This window comes from Shewanella sp. Actino-trap-3, assembly GCF_002836275.1.
GTDB lineage: Bacteria > Pseudomonadota > Gammaproteobacteria > Enterobacterales > Shewanellaceae > Shewanella > Shewanella psychromarinicola.
Genome location: NZ_PJCE01000001.1, coordinates 2,994,662 through 3,012,338 on the forward strand (window position 1 = coordinate 2,994,662; position 17,677 = coordinate 3,012,338).

Genomic DNA, 17,677 nt, shown 5'->3' on the forward strand with positions numbered 1-17,677 from the left:
GTATTGTAATGGTTGAGTATTGACAAAGTAGTTCTTTTTTTGGGGAGTTAGTATGACAGAGCAAACGGCAGATATGTATGCGTCACTTCGATCAAATGTAGGAAATTTAGGTCAGATATTAGGTGAAACGATGCAAAACCATTTAGGTGGTGCATTTTTAGAAAAAGTAGAACAAATTCGTATTTTAGCCAAGAAATCTCGCCAGGGTGACGAAGCCTCTCGCGAGCAAATGCTCGCATTATTAACGGCTTTACCTGACGAAGAACTGGTGCCTTTCGCTAAAGCCTTCAACCAATTTTTAAATTTAGCCAATATCGCAGAACAATTTCATACCATTAGCCGCAATTGCGACGAGCTCGTGTGCGTGCCCGATCCAGTAGAACAGTTACTCGGACACATGCTGGATACCGATTTAGACAAAAAAGATGTCATTGAGTGCTTAAAAGATTTAGACATCGATTTAGTATTAACCGCGCATCCAACAGAAATTTCACGTCGTACGTTAATTCAAAAGTACGCTGGGGTAGTTGATTGCTTAACCGAGCAAGAGAACAAACAGCTAACGGAGCGCGAACGCAGACAAAGCACCCTGCGTCTTCGTCAACTTATTGCCCAAATTTGGCATACCAACGAAATCCGCAGCGAACGCCCTACACCCGTTGATGAAGCTCGCTGGGGGTTAAGCACTATCGAAACCTCATTATGGCAGGCTATCCCTGATTTTTTGCGTCAACTCAATGATCAAGTTGAACAAAAAACCGGACAACAGCTGCCTATTGATGTATGTCCAGTCAGATTTTCAAGTTGGATGGGCGGCGATCGTGATGGCAACCCATTTGTGACTTCAATCGTTACCCAAGAGGTACTCGACCGTAATCGCCATGCTGCAGCAAGACTGTACTTAAAAGATATTGTGACCTTGCTTGGCGAACTTTCGATGGATCAAGCTAATGCTGAATTATCAGCGTTAACCGACAACAGCAAAGAACCGTACCGCGATGTATTACGCCAATTGCGTGGTCAATTACGTAACACCATCGATTACCTTAATGCCCGACTTGAAGGCAAAAAACCAGACATAGATACCCGCGAGCTGATTTGGCACAAAACTGATTTACTGCAACCACTAGAGCTACTTTACAAAAGCTTATCCGATTGCGGTATGAAGTTGATCGCCAATGGACTATTACTCGACATCCTGCGCCGTTTAGCGTGTTTTGGTATTCACATGCTACGCCTAGATATTCGTCAAGATGCATCACGCCACAGTGACGTAATAGCTGAACTTACCCGTTATTTGGGCATGGGCGACTACAATCATTGGGACGAAAATGAAAAACAAGCCTTTTTACTGCGCGAATTAACCAGTAAACGTCCGCTTATCCCAACAAATTGGAAACCTACTGATGATGTCGCTGAAGTTGTCAGAACCTGCAACTTAGTCGCCCAGCAGCCAGTTAATGCACTGGGCTCTTATGTAATATCAATGGCCAGCAAGCCATCTGACGTATTAACCGTATTATTACTGTTAAAAGAAGCTGGTTGCACTAACCCGATGCATGTAGTCCCATTATTTGAAACCCTCGCTGACTTAGAGGGTGCAGCTGATTGCATGACTTCGCTACTGAACATTGATTGGTATCGAGGTTACACCAAAGGTATGCAAGAAGTCATGATTGGTTATTCTGACTCCGCTAAAGATGCCGGCGTAATGGCAGCAGCTTGGGCACAATACCGTGCACAAGAGCAATTAGTTGCAGTGTGTAAAAAAGCCGACGTTAAATTAATGTTGTTCCATGGTCGTGGCGGTTCAATCGGTCGTGGCGGCGGACCGGCTCATAAAGCGATTTTATCGCAGCCACCAGGCTCGGTTGATGGCCGTATCCGCGTGACAGAACAAGGCGAAATGATCCGTTTTAAGTTTGGTTTACCTAAATTGGCAGTCCAAAGCTTAGCCCTATATACCTCCGCGGTGATGGAAGCGACATTATTACCGCCTCCTGAGCCTAAAAAAGCGTGGCGAGATTGCATGCAACGCATTGCTGAAGAATCGGTGCTGCATTATCGCGGTATTGTTCGTGAGGAACCTGACTTTGTTGCGTATTTTAGAGCCGCCACACCAGAAGTTGAATTAGGAAAACTGCCATTAGGCAGTCGCCCAGCTAAACGAAAAGTCGACGGTGGTATTGAAAGTTTACGTGCCATTCCATGGATTTTCGCGTGGTCACAGAATCGCTTAATGTTACCGGCTTGGCTTGGTGCTGGCGAAGCATTACAAGATGCGGCAGATCGCGGCGAGCTTGAACTATTACGCGAGATGGAACAACAATGGCCATTCTTTGAAACCCGTATTTCAATGCTAGAAATGGTGTACACCAAAGCAGAGCCTAACTTGGCGAAATACTATGAGCTGTGTTTAGTTAAGCCAGAACTACATCATTTAGGGGTCAAACTACGTCAACGTCTGCAACTGGGCATTGACGCAGTATTGTCATTAACCCAAGCAACAGAGTTAATGTCACATACACCTTGGAGTCGTGAATCTGTTAAACTGCGCAACCCTTACATAGACCCTCTTAACTTTTTACAAACCGAGCTATTAGCCCGTACACGTAGAGAAGTTGAGCCGTCTGAGCATGTTCAGCTAGCATTAATGCTGACCATTGCCGGCGTAGCAGCAGGAATGAGAAACACTGGATGATACCCTTAATCAAAACCCTTGGGCTTGGACTGTTATTGTTACTGACTGGCTGTGCCAGTCAGTACAGCATCACCGAGTCTGAAATAGAGCAATACCTTAATAAAGACATGCACTTTGAAGTCAAGCAAGGCAACAAGTTAATTGGTGTCTCAGTGAAGCTCAATGACATGCAAGTGGTATTAGGCGCTAAACCCGATACCATGGCAGTCACGGCAGCAACAATTATTATTGTCAATAATCCGTTACTACCCATTCATGCCAAGCTGAAGACTACATTTGAAGCGGTGCCTTGGTATGACACTAATACCAAAAGCGTTTATCTGCGTCAGTTAGATTTAGTGAGGGTTGAGTCAGAACCCGCTGATATTGAGCGTTACATCAGCCAAGTTACCCCACAATTAATGGGTTTTTTACGTAATTACCTTGAAAACCAGCCAGTGTATACCTTAGACACTCGCGACAGTAATCAAGCATTAATGGCGAAAATGACTAAAGAAATTGCGGTGCAACAAGGTAAACTCGTAGTGAAATTTTAATGTTATTGTCACAGTAATAGAAAGCACCTTAGGGTGCTTTTTTATTGCTTCAAACTTACCTACATGCACATAGTCTAGAAAGGCTGAACATCTCAAGTATCAGAAACCTGTGCATTTCCTAATCAATCAGAACCACGTACAATAACTTGGCAATATTGGAGTGCATAATAATCATGGGATAAATGATGCCGTTAATGGATGACGTAGCAAAACTAAAAGCACAGCTGGCGGAGCTGTCTTCACAGCAAGGCGCTCAACAAGCTGACTTAACTCGACAACTCGATCAGTTTAGCCAACAACTTGATGCATTAGCCCTGCAAGTGCAGGCGCAAAATAATAATGAACAACCGATAGCGTTGTCTGATGAAAACATACATGCCCCTGTGCATAAGAGTCGACCAAACGATTCGAGCGGCAGTATCGTTGCCGATACACCTCAATACTCGTCTGCTGCTTGGGAGCGCCAATCGTTAGACACAAGTCATTCAGCGTCAACATCATCCATATCAGCACAACAAACTTCGGTAGTAACAAAGTCACCAGCCAGACAAAGCGCCTTAAGTGCAATGGTCGCTCAATTAGCTGAAGCCATCGGCGAGTTGAGTACTTCGGCGTTTTCACCCTTATCTGGGTTAACCGAACAAGCAAAAGAATTCTACCAACATTACCAAACTAAAGGATTAGGCCCAGTCTTTTTAATGACCGTTGCCGGCATTATCACGCTTACATTAGGCTTTGGCTATTTACTGCAGTTTTCAATTAATAATTGGTTTTCTGAGTTAGGTAAGGCCTTACTGGGCCTAGGTGTCGCCAATAGCATTATCGCTGGCGGCGTATTCATTCGTCAGAAACGTCCTGGCATGCAGGACTTTGGCTCTGGGCTTGTTGGCCTAGGACTTATTCTCAACTATATGTGTCTGTATTTTCTTGGGCCGTATTTTAATCTTATTACTGATATAGCCTGCTTTAGCTTGTTATTGCTTAATACGATATTGGGTTATGGCTTATCATTAAAACTCGACACCAAAGTGGTCGCAATTGTCGCCTTGCTTGGCGGTTCGCTGGCGCCGCTGATGCTACTTGATGGCGGCCAAACACCGTTATTATATTTACCTTACTTAATGCTTATCGGTATCTGCTCTATGGTACAAAGCCATAAGTTAGCCTGGCCGATGTTAATTGAAGTAACCGCACTGCTTCATATTGCCTGTATCCAAATACTCAGTTTATTTATTCCATTACCGTTTTCAATAATCGATTGGCAAACCGGCTTAGCATTGCTGATGATCAATGGCTTGTTTTATCTCTATAGCATTGGCAGTTTGTTATTTATCATAAAATCGGCGTTGACGCCAAGGCTGCTAGCCGTACCTATCGCCTTATTGGTGTTTACCCTTTATACCCTGACAGAATGGAGCGTTTTTGCCGGAGAGCTTTTTGCACTTAATGCTTTCCTTTGTGCACTATTGTATTGGGTGATTAAACGCCACAAGGATATTGGCGCCCTTTCTTTAGCCTTTGCGGGGAGTTTTGCAGGCTTTGCGGCTCTATTTTTACTCAGCGCTGAACTGATAGGCTTAGTATTACTGCTAGAAGGTTTATTGTTATTGTGGATTGGCTGCAAACATCTGTTTAGCCCCATTCGAGCAGAAGCTTATGTATTACTAATGGTAGGTATAATCAGCAGCTTTATTCATGTTTTCGATGTGCTAGCTCAATCTCATTACAATGATGAAGGCATATTGGGTTATCAGGGTCTACTGACTCTATTGATGATCCTGACCTGCGCGATGACCTATTTAGCGCAAAAACTACTATCTCGACATAAAGCTGACTTAGTGAAATTCGAACACATTGCGGTGCGATTTATTCATGAGTTACTTGGGGTACTTTATTCGGTCACGTTACTACTCATCAGCTTTTTTATCACTGATGAATATTGGCTCAATACATTGCCATTTATTGGTTTATTACTTTTATACATGAGCGCTAAGCACACCTTACGTTTTAGTGAAGTATTAGCCTGGCTATGGCAACTGCCTTTATTAGGTTTAATCATTTTTGCCATGCTGGACGCCAATAGCCTTAGCTTTTCAGACCAAGCCCTGAATGCCAAGTTAGCCCGTATCGAACTGTTTGTGGGATTATTACTGGCTTATTATTGGTACCAAAAATACTATGCTGCTGCCAAGTTAATCCGCTTTGCTTACTATGTTCAGTTAGCTTGTTACTTAGCCTTACCGTTACTGTTATTACCCAAAATAGTTCGTAACTACCCTTATTACATTGCTATTTATTTGTGGTTCAGTTGTATTGTGAGTGTTGGTTTAGCGTATTTTGTTAACCACAAAAGTCTTCGTTATGAAGCGCAAATACTCACAGTAATGGCAACCATGATCACCGCCGCTATGTGTCTGGCAGAGCAATGGCAAGGGCTTGTTGCATTAGTTTTAGGTTTACTCTTTCTTGGATTTATTACTTTACGCTATTTGCAATTCCCCACAAAATGGCAGCAAATTACCACCCTACAATGGCACCTTGGCCCGTATTACATCGCCTTGGTGATGGCAGTATTAAGCCAAACGTTAACTAACTTACTGCATCCTTCATGGGCAATTACCGCATTAATAGTGTGTGGTTATTTCTGCATTATTACCGAAAGAAGCAATCGTGTCGGTCAACGTTTAAAGCAAGCCTTAGCGCCGAGTTATAGCTTGGCGTACTCTGCAATCTTTATCTGTGCCATTTTACCTATCGTGTTTCACAGTGAAGCACAGTTAACGTTAAACATTGATAGTTTGCTGACTAATTTAGCAGAGTTTGGAGTGCTCGTTTTATTAGGTCGATATTTACTAACAGCCAGATTAGGCATTAGGGCACACAGAAAAATTATCTCTTATATCGCGCTTAAGTGGGCTTGGCATGCTTTATTGGTGATAAGTTACCTATTATGGAGTTATCAATTCGACCTGAGTATTGCTGCGCCAATGAGTGCTGTGCTGCTGGTTGTGCATGCCTGTGTGGTGATGTTTATAAGCTTACGACCTAAGCAAGCAAGCCTAGTCAGGCTCGCTGCACTGCTATTCGCTTTGGCTTGTATAAAGGTGATATTTGTCGATATGGCGTCCTTTGAACTCATTCAAAAAATCGTCGCCTTTATTCTGATTGGGGTTATTTTACTGACAGTCGCTTACTTTTATCAAAAAGCTAAAAACAGCCAACCGTTGAACGAAGTTGAACCCTAGTCATTAAATCAAGCTTGCCTACCCTTTGTTTACGGGTAAGCAAACTTGTTATGCGACTATTTAGCGAAACGAGTTATAGCAGGATAATCGACTATTACAGCTTCTTCGAGTAACGCGCGGCGAAGCATATCGTAAGCAATCGCGGTACTCATACTACGAACAAGCTGACGAGAACGCTTTGGTAATTTCACCATTTGGCTATACACGCCATGCTTTGTCGCAAGCGCTATTGCAACAGTCCCTACAGGTTTGTCATCAGAGCCCCCCTCAGGACCAGCAATACCGCTAGTGGCTAAAGCAAAGTCACTGTCTAAAATACCTCTTACACCTTGCGCCATAGCTTCAACAGTAGGAATGGAAACCGCACCATGATCGTCTAGTATCTGTGGATTAACACCCAATACCTTCACTTTAGACTCATTACTGTAAGTCACTAATCCATGGTGTAAATAAGAAGAACTGCCAGCAAAGTCAATCAACTGACTGGTGATCATTCCGCCAGTACAAGACTCTGCCACACTTAAGCTCAAGCCTGACTGATATAAACGATGATGAATTTCGGCTGCTAATGTAGGACGATTCTCCGCAACAACGGCACTACCTAACAGAGTTTTAACTTGTTTAGTGACATCATCCAAATAGCGCATAGCCTTCTCACCACGGGCAAATATCTTAATTTCAATGTGTGGCATTGAAGAACGATACCCTAACTCGATACCCGCGGGTAATGAGAGTTCCGATAAAGTGTCTGCCAATGATGACTCACCATGACCAATCGTAAGTAACTTTTCTAGAGCCGATTTATCAGCGACCCCATACTCTTTGGTGATAAAGGGAATAAACTGCTCAGTAATCATGTGTTTTAGCTCAAATGGCACACCTGGGGTAAAGAATAACCACGCATTATTCAATTTAACCCTAAAGCCGCAAGCAGTGCCAACGGGGTTATCGACCATAATCGCCGAGGCCGGTAACCAAGCTTGCTTTAAATTGCTTTTGGCCATCACTCGATTATTACGGGTAAACCAGTCTTCTAAATGTTCACGCCATTGCACATTCTCGACAAGATCTTCGCCCTTAGCCTTAGCCATCGCTAATGCTGACATATCGTCGCTGGTAGGCCCCAAACCACCATTAACAATGATCACATCAGCATGCTTGCTACGCTCTTGGAATACGGCAACAAGATCAGCTAAACGATCGCCAACTGTCACTCTGTGCTGCATTTCAATACCCATCTCCATCATGGTATTAGCAACCCAAGCAGCATTGGTATCTACTATCTGGCCTGATAACACTTCTTCGCCTGTGCAAATCATTTCTAACTTCATCATTATTCCTTATCACATCCAATTGGCACTAACTTAGGTGACCAATATGTGAATGGCAAGAAAATAGACCGAATTATAGAAAATTAGATAATAAGTAGATGAATGAATTACAACAATTCAACAGAAATTGCTCAAAATAATTAAATGAGATCACACAAATACTCTAGAGCAAATTGAGCGAATAGAGACAAAAAAGTAGATTCTGTTGTGACTTACAACCCCCTAAGTGAATGATAATATTGCAATCTATAGATATTATTGGTCTACAAGGTTAGTATTTTTATATGTTGAGGATCCGTTGTACGAGGCAAAGTGGGAGCTGATAGTAATGAGAATAACCCCGTATGCTTTCGGCGCACCAGACAGGCAGTTTTAGTGTGATCAGCCGCTAAAGTCGTCAATGATGGGAGTGAATGTCCAATAATCGAGGAAATATTGTTGGCTCAATTGAACAGCGAAGTTCACGCAGGCAAAATGTCGTCGAGACTATAGATGATCGATAATGATCGCTATGACTGGTATTTCACCAAATTTCAGATACAAAAAAGCCTCGTCATATGACGAGGCTTAGATGTAATTGGCGGAGTGGACGGGACTCGAACCCGCGACCCCCGGCGTGACAGGCCGGTATTCTAACCAACTGAACTACCACTCCTTTAGCAAATTGCTTACGCACGATGCTAAATGCTTTTTAAGTCGCTAGTGTGTCAGCACAAGGAGACTTGCTTTTTCAAGCTACTCTTTCGAGTAAATTAGGCGCCTGGAAATGACCTACTCTCGCATGGGGAGACCCCAAACTACCATCGGCGCGATTGCGTTTCACTTCTGAGTTCGGAATGGGATCAGGTGGTGCCACAATGCTATGGTTTCCAGACAAACTGTTTTCTAGGACATTACACTAGATTATTCTTGGTGCTGATACCCAGAATCGAACTGGGGACCTCATCCTTACCAAGGATGCGCTCTACCAACTGAGCCATATCAGCAAAACTAGCTACTACTTCGAGCTTATTAGGCGCCTGGAAATGACCTACTCTCGCATGGGGAGACCCCAAACTACCATCGGCGCGATTGCGTTTCACTTCTGAGTTCGGAATGGGATCAGGTGGTGCCACAATGCTATGGTTTCCAGACAAATTTGTATATCTACCGCCTTTAAGGCCGTAAATAATAATTCGGAAAGCTGATTTTTTTGAGTCTACAAAACACTACTTAAGCGCTCTATTCTAACACTAAGGTTATGCTCCCTGTCAGTACGACCTCCATGGAAGGAGGAAGTGCTAGAAAATGTCGGGAACATTTTCAGTAAAACCCATCTGGGTTGTATGGTTAAGCCTCACGGGTCATTAGTACAAGTTAGCTCAACGCCTCACAACGCTTACACACCTTGCCTATCAACGTAGTAGTCTCCTACGGCCCTTTAGAGAGCTTAAAGCTCTAGGGATGACTCATCTTAGGGCTCGCTTCCCGCTTAGATGCTTTCAGCGGTTATCGATCCCGAACGTAGCTACCGGGCAATGCCATTGGCATGACAACCCGAACACCAGCGGTTCGTCCACTCCGGTCCTCTCGTACTAGGAGCAGCTCCCTTCAATCATCCAACGCCCACGGCAGATAGGGACCGAACTGTCTCACGACGTTCTGAACCCAGCTCGCGTACCACTTTAAATGGCGAACAGCCATACCCTTGGGACCGACTTCAGCCCCAGGATGTGATGAGCCGACATCGAGGTGCCAAACACCGCCGTCGATATGAACTCTTGGGCGGTATCAGCCTGTTATCCCCGGAGTACCTTTTATCCGTTGAGCGATGGCCCTTCCATTCAGAACCACCGGATCACTATGACCTACTTTCGTACCTGCTCGACGTGTATGTCTCGCAGTTAAGCTGGCTTATGCCATTGCACTAACCGTACGATGTCCGACCGTACTTAGCCAACCTTCGTGCTCCTCCGTTACTCTTTGGGAGGAGACCGCCCCAGTCAAACTACCCACCAGGCACTGTCCCGAACCCCGATTAGGGGCCGCGGTTAGAACATCAAAACTACAAGGGTGGTATTTCAAGATTGACTCCACTCAGACTAGCGTCCAAGCTTCAAAGTCTCCCACCTATCCTACACATGTAGGTTCAATGTTCAGTGCCAAGCTATAGTAAAGGTTCACGGGGTCTTTCCGTCTAGCCGCGGGTATACGGCATCTTCACCGCAATTTCAACTTCACTGAGTCTCGGCTGGAGACAGCGTGGCCATCATTACGCCATTCGTGCAGGTCGGAACTTACCCGACAAGGAATTTCGCTACCTTAGGACCGTTATAGTTACGGCCGCCGTTTACCGGGGCTTCGATCATGAGCTTCTCCGAAGATAACCCAATCAATTAACCTTCCGGCACCGGGCAGGCGTCATACCGTATACGTCATCTTGCGATTTTGCACAGTACTGTGTTTTTGATAAACAGTTGCAGCCACCTGGTATCTGCGACTGCCAACAGCTTAAGGAGCAAGTCCTATCACCGTCGGCAGCGTACCTTCTCCCGAAGTTACGGTACCATTTTGCCTAGTTCCTTCAGCCGAGTTCTCTCAAGCGCCTTGGTATTCTCTACCCGACCACCTGTGTCGGTTTGGGGTACGATCCCCACTAACCTGAAGCTTAGAAGATTTTCCTGGAAGTATGGCATCAACTACTTCATCACCTTAGTGACTCGTCATCAGTCCTCAGTCTTGCAATTAAATGCGTATCCCCGGATTTGCCTAAGAATACAACCTACCACCTTAAACGCGGACTACCAACGCCGCGCTAGCCTAGCCTTCTCCGTCTCTCCATCGCAGTTAGTGAAGGTACAGAAATATTAATCTGTTTCCCATCGATTACGCCTTTCGGCCTCACCTTAGGGGTCGACTCACCCTGCCCCGATTAACGTTGGACAGGAACCCTTGGTCTTTCGGCGAGGGAGTTTTTCACTCCCTTTATCGTTACTCATGTCAGCATTCGCACTTCTGATACGTCCAGTGTGGGTTACCCCTTCACCTTCAACCGCTTACAGAACGCTCCTCTACCGCGCAATTCTAATGAAATGCACCCGTAGCTTCGGTGGTATGTTTAGCCCCGTTAAATCTTCCGCGCAGGCCGACTCGACTAGTGAGCTATTACGCTTTCTTTAAATGATGGCTGCTTCTAAGCCAACATCCTAGCTGTCTGAGCCTTCCCACATCGTTTCCCACTTAACATACACTTTGGGACCTTAGCTGACGGTCTGGGTTGTTTCCCTTTTGACAACGGACGTTAGCACCCGCTGTCTGTCTCCCGAGTAGTACTCATTGGTATTCGGAGTTTGCAAAGGGTTGGTAAGTCGGGATGACCCCCTAGCCTTAACAGTGCTCTACCCCCAATGGTATTCGCTCGAGGCGCTACCTAAATAGCTTTCGAGGAGAACCAGATATCTCCGAGTTTGATTGGCCTTTCACCCCCAGCCACAAGTCATCCGCTCATTTTTCAACATAAGTCGGTTCGGTCCTCCAGTTGATGTTACTCAACCTTCAACCTGCCCATGGCTAGATCACTCGGTTTCGGGTCTACACCTTGCAACTAAACGCGCAGTTAACACTCGGTTTCCCTACGGCTCCGCTATTCGCTTAACCTCGCTACAAAATGTAAGTCGCTGACCCATTATACAAAAGGTACGCAGTCACGGTCTCAAGAACCGCTCCCACTGCTTGTACGTACACGGTTTCAGGTTCTATTTCACTCCCCTCACAGGGGTTCTTTTCGCCTTTCCCTCACGGTACTGGTTCACTATCGGTCAGTCAGGAGTATTTAGCCTTGGAGGATGGTCCCCCCATATTCAAACAGGATGTCACGTGTCCCGCCTTACTCGTTTTCATCTACGGTTAGTTTTCATGTACGGGGCTATCACCCTGTGCCGCTGTGCTTTCCAACACATTCCACTAACACCCCATAGACTTAAGGGCTAATCCCCGTTCGCTCGCCGCTACTAGGGGAATCTCGGTTGATTTCTTTTCCTCTGGGTACTTAGATGTTTCAGTTCCCCAGGTTCGCCTCATAACGCTATGTATTCACGTTATGATGACCACTTATGTGGCCGGGTTTCCCCATTCGGATATCGTTAGCTCAAATGCTTATTACTAGCTCGCCAACGCTTTTCGCAAGTTATTACGTCCTTCATCGCCTCTGACTGCCAAGGCATCCACCGTATACGCTTGGTCACTTAACCATACAACCCAAATGAGTTTCACTTGCGTGAACCTCTGAGTCATATCATGACCAGCTGGTTTTTACTTGTCTCACCTCCGGGTAGGAAGTGGACTCGCCTTAGTTTTTTAGAATATTCAAGACACTTAAACAGTGTTTTGAGAACTCAAGATACTAATGCTTTCGCATCAGTATTATTTTTCGCACTAACGTAATCACACCAATAACAACGAATCATTATTCATGCGCCTTTAGTTAGTACTATCAGCTTTCCAAATTGTTAAAGAGCGGGCTTAAAAAAGCCAAAGATAAAGTTTCATTTATCTTTGGCATCTCTAACCTATGCATATGCTTATCATCATGATAAGTGTAAATGGTGGAGCTATGCGGGATCGAACCGCAGACCTCCTGCGTGCAAGGCAGGCGCTCTCCCAGCTGAGCTATAGCCCCATTTACATGCAGTTGAGATTTTACGTTTACCTTCAATGAAGGTCTTACCAAAAAAATTGGCTTGCCAATCGTTTCTAATCAAGGCGGTTGATAGCGACGTTTAGTATACTAAACGAGTTATCATCCAACGCAGAGTAGGAAAGATTGGTGGGTCAGAGTGGACTTGAACCACCGACCTCACCCTTATCAGGGGTGCGCTCTAACCAGCTGAGCTACAGACCCAACGTAATTTCTCTTTCTTTCTATCAAGTAATCTGTGTGAACACTCACATGCATCGCTGCACTTTTAGGTATTGAGTTAGTCGTATAGGTAAGGAGGTGATCCAGCCCCAGGTTCCCCTAGGGCTACCTTGTTACGACTTCACCCCAGTCATGAACCACAAAGTGGTGAGCGTTCTCCCGAAGGTTAAACTACCCACTTCTTTTGCAGCCCACTCCCATGGTGTGACGGGCGGTGTGTACAAGGCCCGGGAACGTATTCACCGTGGCATTCTGATCCACGATTACTAGCGATTCCGACTTCACGGAGTCGAGTTGCAGACTCCGATCCGGACTACGACAAGCTTTGTGAGATTAGCTCCACCTCGCGGCTTTGCAACCCTCTGTACTTGCCATTGTAGCACGTGTGTAGCCCTACTCGTAAGGGCCATGATGACTTGACGTCGTCCCCACCTTCCTCCGGTTTATCACCGGCAGTCTCCCTAGAGTTCCCGCCATTACGCGCTGGCAAATAAGGATAGGGGTTGCGCTCGTTGCGGGACTTAACCCAACATTTCACAACACGAGCTGACGACAGCCATGCAGCACCTGTCTCACAGTTCCCGAAGGCACAAGTCCATCTCTGGTCTCTTCTGTGGATGTCAAGAGTAGGTAAGGTTCTTCGCGTTGCATCGAATTAAACCACATGCTCCACCGCTTGTGCGGGCCCCCGTCAATTCATTTGAGTTTTAACCTTGCGGCCGTACTCCCCAGGCGGTCTACTTAATGCGTTAGCTTGGGAGCCCAGTGACTAAGTCACCAAACTCCGAGTAGACATCGTTTACGGCGTGGACTACCAGGGTATCTAATCCTGTTTGCTCCCCACGCTTTCGTGCATGAGCGTCAGTCTTTGTCCAGGGGGCCGCCTTCGCCACCGGTATTCCTCCAGATATCTACGCATTTCACCGCTACACCTGGAATTCTACCCCCCTCTACAAGACTCTAGTTCGCCAGTTCCAAATGCAATTCCCAGGTTGAGCCCGGGGATTTCACATCTGGCTTAACAAACCGCCTGCGCACGCTTTACGCCCAGTAATTCCGATTAACGCTCGGACCCTCCGTATTACCGCGGCTGCTGGCACGGAGTTAGCCGGTCCTTCTTCTGTAGGTAACGTCACAGTAACGGGCTATTAACACGCTACCTTTCCTCCCTACTGAAAGTGCTTTACAACCCGAAGGCCTTCTTCACACACGCGGCATGGCTGCATCAGGGTTTCCCCCATTGTGCAATATTCCCCACTGCTGCCTCCCGTAGGAGTCTGGGCCGTGTCTCAGTCCCAGTGTGGCTGATCATCCTCTCAGAACAGCTAGGGATCGTCGCCTTGGTGAGCCATTACCTCACCAACTAGCTAATCCCACCTAGGTTCATCCTGTCGCGGAAGGCCCGAAGGTCCCCTCCTTTCCCCCGTAGGGCGTATGCGGTATTAGCAGTCGTTTCCAACTGTTATCCCCCTCGACTGGGCAGATCCCTAGGCATTACTCACCCGTCCGCCGCTCGTCACCTCAGGAGCAAGCTCCCTTGTGTTACCGCTCGACTTGCATGTGTTAGGCCTGCCGCCAGCGTTCAATCTGAGCCATGATCAAACTCTTCAATTAAAGTTTTTTGAAAACCCCACTCTTACAAGTAAGAACGATGCTTTCGGCTCAATGAATTCTGATTTCATTAATTAGACTCGGAAGAATCTAAATAATGTTTGTACATATTACTATGAACACTCATCGTTGCATTGAGTTGAAATTTTTTGATTGCCAACATTCCGAAGAACAGAAGACAATTTCGAATAACTCAATACCTGTGAATGTCCACACAGATTACTTGATAAATTGTTAAAGAGCGTTGACCGTTTCAGTAGGTCAGGGGTGCGTATTCTACGCATTCCCTTTATGGCGTCAAGTGTTTTTTCAAACTTCTTTTTGCCTGTTATCAACACTACTAAGTAGTTGTTAATAACGCTAACCGGTTTTTGCTTTCGCTGTATGCCGTGTCAGTGGATGCGCATTATAGGCAGCTTGAGATTTAGTGCAAGCGCTTTTGTGTAAAAAAATGACCTTTTTATGATCTTTTATTCATTTCACCACTTAACTACAAGATACCCACTATTTACCCCCAAAGTTATCCACAATTGGTTAATTTATCAGAGAGTTTTAAGATGACAGAAACAAAAAAGGTAGCGAATAATCGCTACCTTTTTTATCTAATATCAATGATGAACTGATAATTAACTGAGTTTACCGTGACATTGTTTGTACTTTTGGCCTGAACCACATGGGCATGGATCGTTACGGCCTATCTTCTCACCTTCACGGATCACCGTTTTAGGCGCTTTTGCTTGTTGTGCATCTTCATTGCCTAATGCTTCAGCTGATGCGTGTTGATAAGCCAGTTCGATCTTTGCTTCTTCGTCACGGCGACGCTGTTCCATTTCGTCTACATCGGACTGAGCTTGCACTTGGACCTTAGATAGAACACTTATCACATCATTTTTCAATGATTCAAGCATTTGTTGGAATAACTCAAAAGATTCACGCTTATATTCTTGCTTTGGATTTTTCTGTGCATAGCCACGTAAATGAATACCTTGACGCAAATGATCCATAGCAGCTAAGTGTTCTTTCCAGAGTCCATCGAGTGTTTGTAGCATTACCGATTTTTCAAATTGACGTAATACCTGTGCACCGACCATTTCTTCTTTAGCTTTATATAAATCAGTCCATGATGTCACGATACGTTCGCGTAAGGTTTCTTCATGCAGATTATCATCTTTATCTAACCATTCTTGTATCGTTAACGCTAGACCAAACTCATTACTGAGGCGTTGCTCAAGCCCAGGCACATCCCAGAGCTCTTCGAGTGAACGTGGTGGGATATATTGATCGATAATAGCGCTGATCACATCTTGTTCGATATTCTGAATCGTTTCTTGAATGCTTTCAGCATCCATTAACTCATTACGCTGTGAATAGACGACTTGACGCTGATCGTTAGCAACATCATCATATTCCAGTAGTTGCTTACGAATATCGAAGTTACGCGCTTCTACTTTACGCTGGGCATTTTCGATAGCACGCGATACCCAAGGATGTTCAATCGCTTCACCTTCTTCCATCCCTAGTTTTTTCATCATGCCTGAAACACGATCTGAGGCGAAGATACGCATTAAGCTGTCATCCATCGACAAGTAAAAGCGTGAAGAACCGGCATCACCTTGACGACCTGAACGGCCACGTAGCTGATTATCGATACGACGTGATTCATGACGTTCTGTACCAAGAATATGTAAACCGCCAGCTTCGAGTACTTTACCATGCTGAATGTTCCAGTCTGAACGAACCTTAGCAATCTGTTCAGCCGTTGGATTTACTAATTCTTCAATTTCAACTTTCCAGTTACCACCCAGAACAATATCCGTACCACGGCCAGCCATGTTTGTTGCAATGGTTACTGCGCCAATACGCCCGGCTTGAGCAATAATCTCTGCCTCTTTCTCGTGGAATTTGGCATTCAATACACTGTGTGGAATTTTTGCTTCTTTTAGTAATGATGCTAAAACTTCAGATTGTTCAATTGATACGGTACCAACAAGCACTGGCTGACCACGTTCACGACAAGCTTCAATGTCTTTAACAATAGCTGCATATTTCTCTGGCGCGGTGAGATAGACCAGATCAGGCATATCGTTACGCACCATAGGCTGATTGGTCGGTACAACAACTGTATCTAAACCATAGATATGTTGAAATTCAAATGCTTCAGTGTCTGCAGTACCTGTCATACCGGCAAGTTTGTCATACTGTCTAAAGTAGTTTTGGAAAGTAATAGAAGCCAGAGTTTGGTTTTCATTCTGGATTTTAGCGCCTTCTTTGGCTTCGACAGCTTGATGTAAGCCTTCAGACCAACGACGTCCAGGCATAGTACGACCTGTATGTTCATCGACGATAATGACTTCATCATCTTTGACAATATAATCGATATCTTTTTCAAACAAGGTATGTGCGCGAAGTGCGGCATGAGCATGGTGCAACAAAGAGATATTCGACGCAGAATAGAGTGAATCACCTTCTGCTAACATGCCTTTCTCAATTAAGAGTAGCTCAACTTTTTCTTGCCCACGTTCAGTTAAATAAACCTGCTTACCCTTTTCATCAATTGTGTAATCACCTTCGCCAACATAGTCTTCGGTATCTTCTTTGTCTTGACGGATTAAACTTGGGATTAATAAATTGATTTTAGCGTATAGCTCAGAACTGTCTTCGGCCGCACCAGAAATAATCAACGGTGTACGGGCTTCATCAATTAAAATTGAATCGACTTCATCAATAAGGGCATAGTGCAATGGTCGCTGAACACGTTCTTGGGGAGAAAACGCCATATTGTCACGAAGGTAGTCAAAACCAAATTCATTATTGGTGCCGTAGGTGATATCGGCAGCATAGGATTCTTTCTTTTCAAATTGGCCTATACCAGAAATGTTAATCCCAACACTTAAGCCTAAAAACTCAAACAGTGGGCGGTTATTTTCAGCATCACGCGTTGCTAAGTAGTCGTTCACAGTAATGATGTGAACACCTTTGCCCGTTATTCCATTAAGGTAGGCTGGCAGGGTTGCCGTCAGGGTTTTACCTTCACCGGTTCGCATTTCAGCAATACGATTGCTGTCTAATACCATGCCACCGAGTAATTGAACATCAAAGGGACGCATTTCAAACACACGCTTTGATGCTTCACGTACAACAGCAAAAGCCTCTGCCATGATATTATCTAACGTTTCACCATTTTCTAGACGGGTACGGAACTCTTCAGTTTTAGCTTTAAGTTCTTCATCAGAAAGTTTTTCGTAATCAGATTCTAATGCATTAATTTGATTAACAATTTTTCCAAGACTTTTCAGGGTGCGGTCGTTGCGACTTCCGAATACTTTTGTCAGTAGTTTGCCTAACATCTTAATCAC

General features: G+C 45.0%; 5 protein-coding genes, 4 tRNA genes and 4 rRNA genes. 3 read left to right on the top strand and 10 right to left on the bottom strand.

All coding sequences use genetic code 11. The features are described 5' to 3' along the window. Positions 1-52: 52 nt before the first annotated feature. The 3 genes from ppc to CXF80_RS12830 all read left to right on the top strand — a co-directional run bounded on the left by ppc (position 53) and on the right by CXF80_RS12830 (position 6,482). The gene (gene ppc / locus CXF80_RS12820; RefSeq protein ID WP_101033235.1) at positions 53-2,701 is read left to right on the top strand and encodes a phosphoenolpyruvate carboxylase; all 2,649 of its coding nucleotides are present in this window, start codon (positions 53-55) and stop codon (positions 2,699-2,701) included. Continuing rightward, positions 2,698-3,237, top strand: coding sequence for a DUF1439 domain-containing protein (locus CXF80_RS12825; protein WP_101033236.1), 540 nt, complete (start codon positions 2,698-2,700; stop codon positions 3,235-3,237). The genes ppc and CXF80_RS12825 overlap by 4 nt, the downstream gene beginning before the upstream one ends. Before the next feature lie 182 nt (positions 3,238-3,419). Beyond that, positions 3,420-6,482, top strand: coding sequence for a DUF2339 domain-containing protein (locus CXF80_RS12830; protein WP_332871106.1), 3,063 nt, complete (start codon positions 3,420-3,422; stop codon positions 6,480-6,482). Positions 6,483-6,538: 56 nt separating this feature from the next. On the opposite strand, the gene CXF80_RS12835 is transcribed toward CXF80_RS12830, so the two are convergent. The 10 genes from CXF80_RS12835 to secA form a co-directional block, all read right to left on the bottom strand. Continuing rightward, entirely contained in the window at positions 6,539-7,813 is a 1,275-nt protein-coding gene (locus CXF80_RS12835) for a CinA family nicotinamide mononucleotide deamidase-related protein (RefSeq protein WP_101033238.1), read from the bottom strand. 578 nt (positions 7,814-8,391) lie between these two features. Next, a tRNA-Asp gene (locus CXF80_RS12840) sits at positions 8,392-8,468 on the bottom strand. A 103-nt stretch (positions 8,469-8,571) separates the two neighbouring features. Beyond that, a 5S ribosomal RNA gene (gene rrf, locus CXF80_RS12845) occupies positions 8,572-8,687 on the bottom strand. 36 nt (positions 8,688-8,723) lie between these two features. Continuing rightward, a tRNA-Thr gene (locus tag CXF80_RS12850) sits at positions 8,724-8,799 on the bottom strand. Positions 8,800-8,830: 31 nt separating this feature from the next. Then, positions 8,831-8,946 (bottom strand): 5S ribosomal RNA (gene rrf / locus CXF80_RS12855). A gap of 192 nt (positions 8,947-9,138) precedes the next feature. Continuing rightward, a 23S ribosomal RNA gene (locus CXF80_RS12860) occupies positions 9,139-12,042 on the bottom strand. Between the two features lie 352 nt (positions 12,043-12,394). After that, a tRNA-Ala gene (locus tag CXF80_RS12865) sits at positions 12,395-12,470 on the bottom strand. Positions 12,471-12,615: 145 nt separating this feature from the next. Then, positions 12,616-12,692: transfer RNA gene (locus tag CXF80_RS12870), tRNA-Ile, on the bottom strand. An 89-nt stretch (positions 12,693-12,781) separates the two neighbouring features. Then, a 16S ribosomal RNA gene (locus CXF80_RS12875) occupies positions 12,782-14,324 on the bottom strand. Together the 16S, 23S and 5S rRNA genes with 4 tRNA genes alongside form the textbook arrangement of a ribosomal RNA operon. 623 nt (positions 14,325-14,947) lie before the next feature. Further along, positions 14,948-17,668: a preprotein translocase subunit SecA gene (secA, locus tag CXF80_RS12885; RefSeq protein WP_101033240.1), complete on the bottom strand. Its 2,721-nt coding sequence runs from the start codon at positions 17,666-17,668 to the stop codon at positions 14,948-14,950. Positions 17,669-17,677: the final 9 nt, after the last annotated feature.

What these genes read in the sequence shown, in the direction of transcription:
- ppc (WP_101033235.1), top strand. Translation starts at nt 53, where the DNA reads ATGACAGAGCAAACGGCAGATATGTATGCGTCACTTCGATCAAATGTA.
- CXF80_RS12825 (WP_101033236.1), top strand. Translation starts at nt 2,698, where the DNA reads ATGATACCCTTAATCAAAACCCTTGGGCTTGGACTGTTATTGTTACTG.
- CXF80_RS12830 (WP_332871106.1), top strand. Translation starts at nt 3,420, where the DNA reads ATGATGCCGTTAATGGATGACGTAGCAAAACTAAAAGCACAGCTGGCG.
- CXF80_RS12835 (WP_101033238.1), bottom strand. Translation starts at nt 7,813, where the DNA reads ATGAAGTTAGAAATGATTTGCACAGGCGAAGAAGTGTTATCAGGCCAG.
- secA (WP_101033240.1), bottom strand. Translation starts at nt 17,668, where the DNA reads ATGTTAGGCAAACTACTGACAAAAGTATTCGGAAGTCGCAACGACCGC.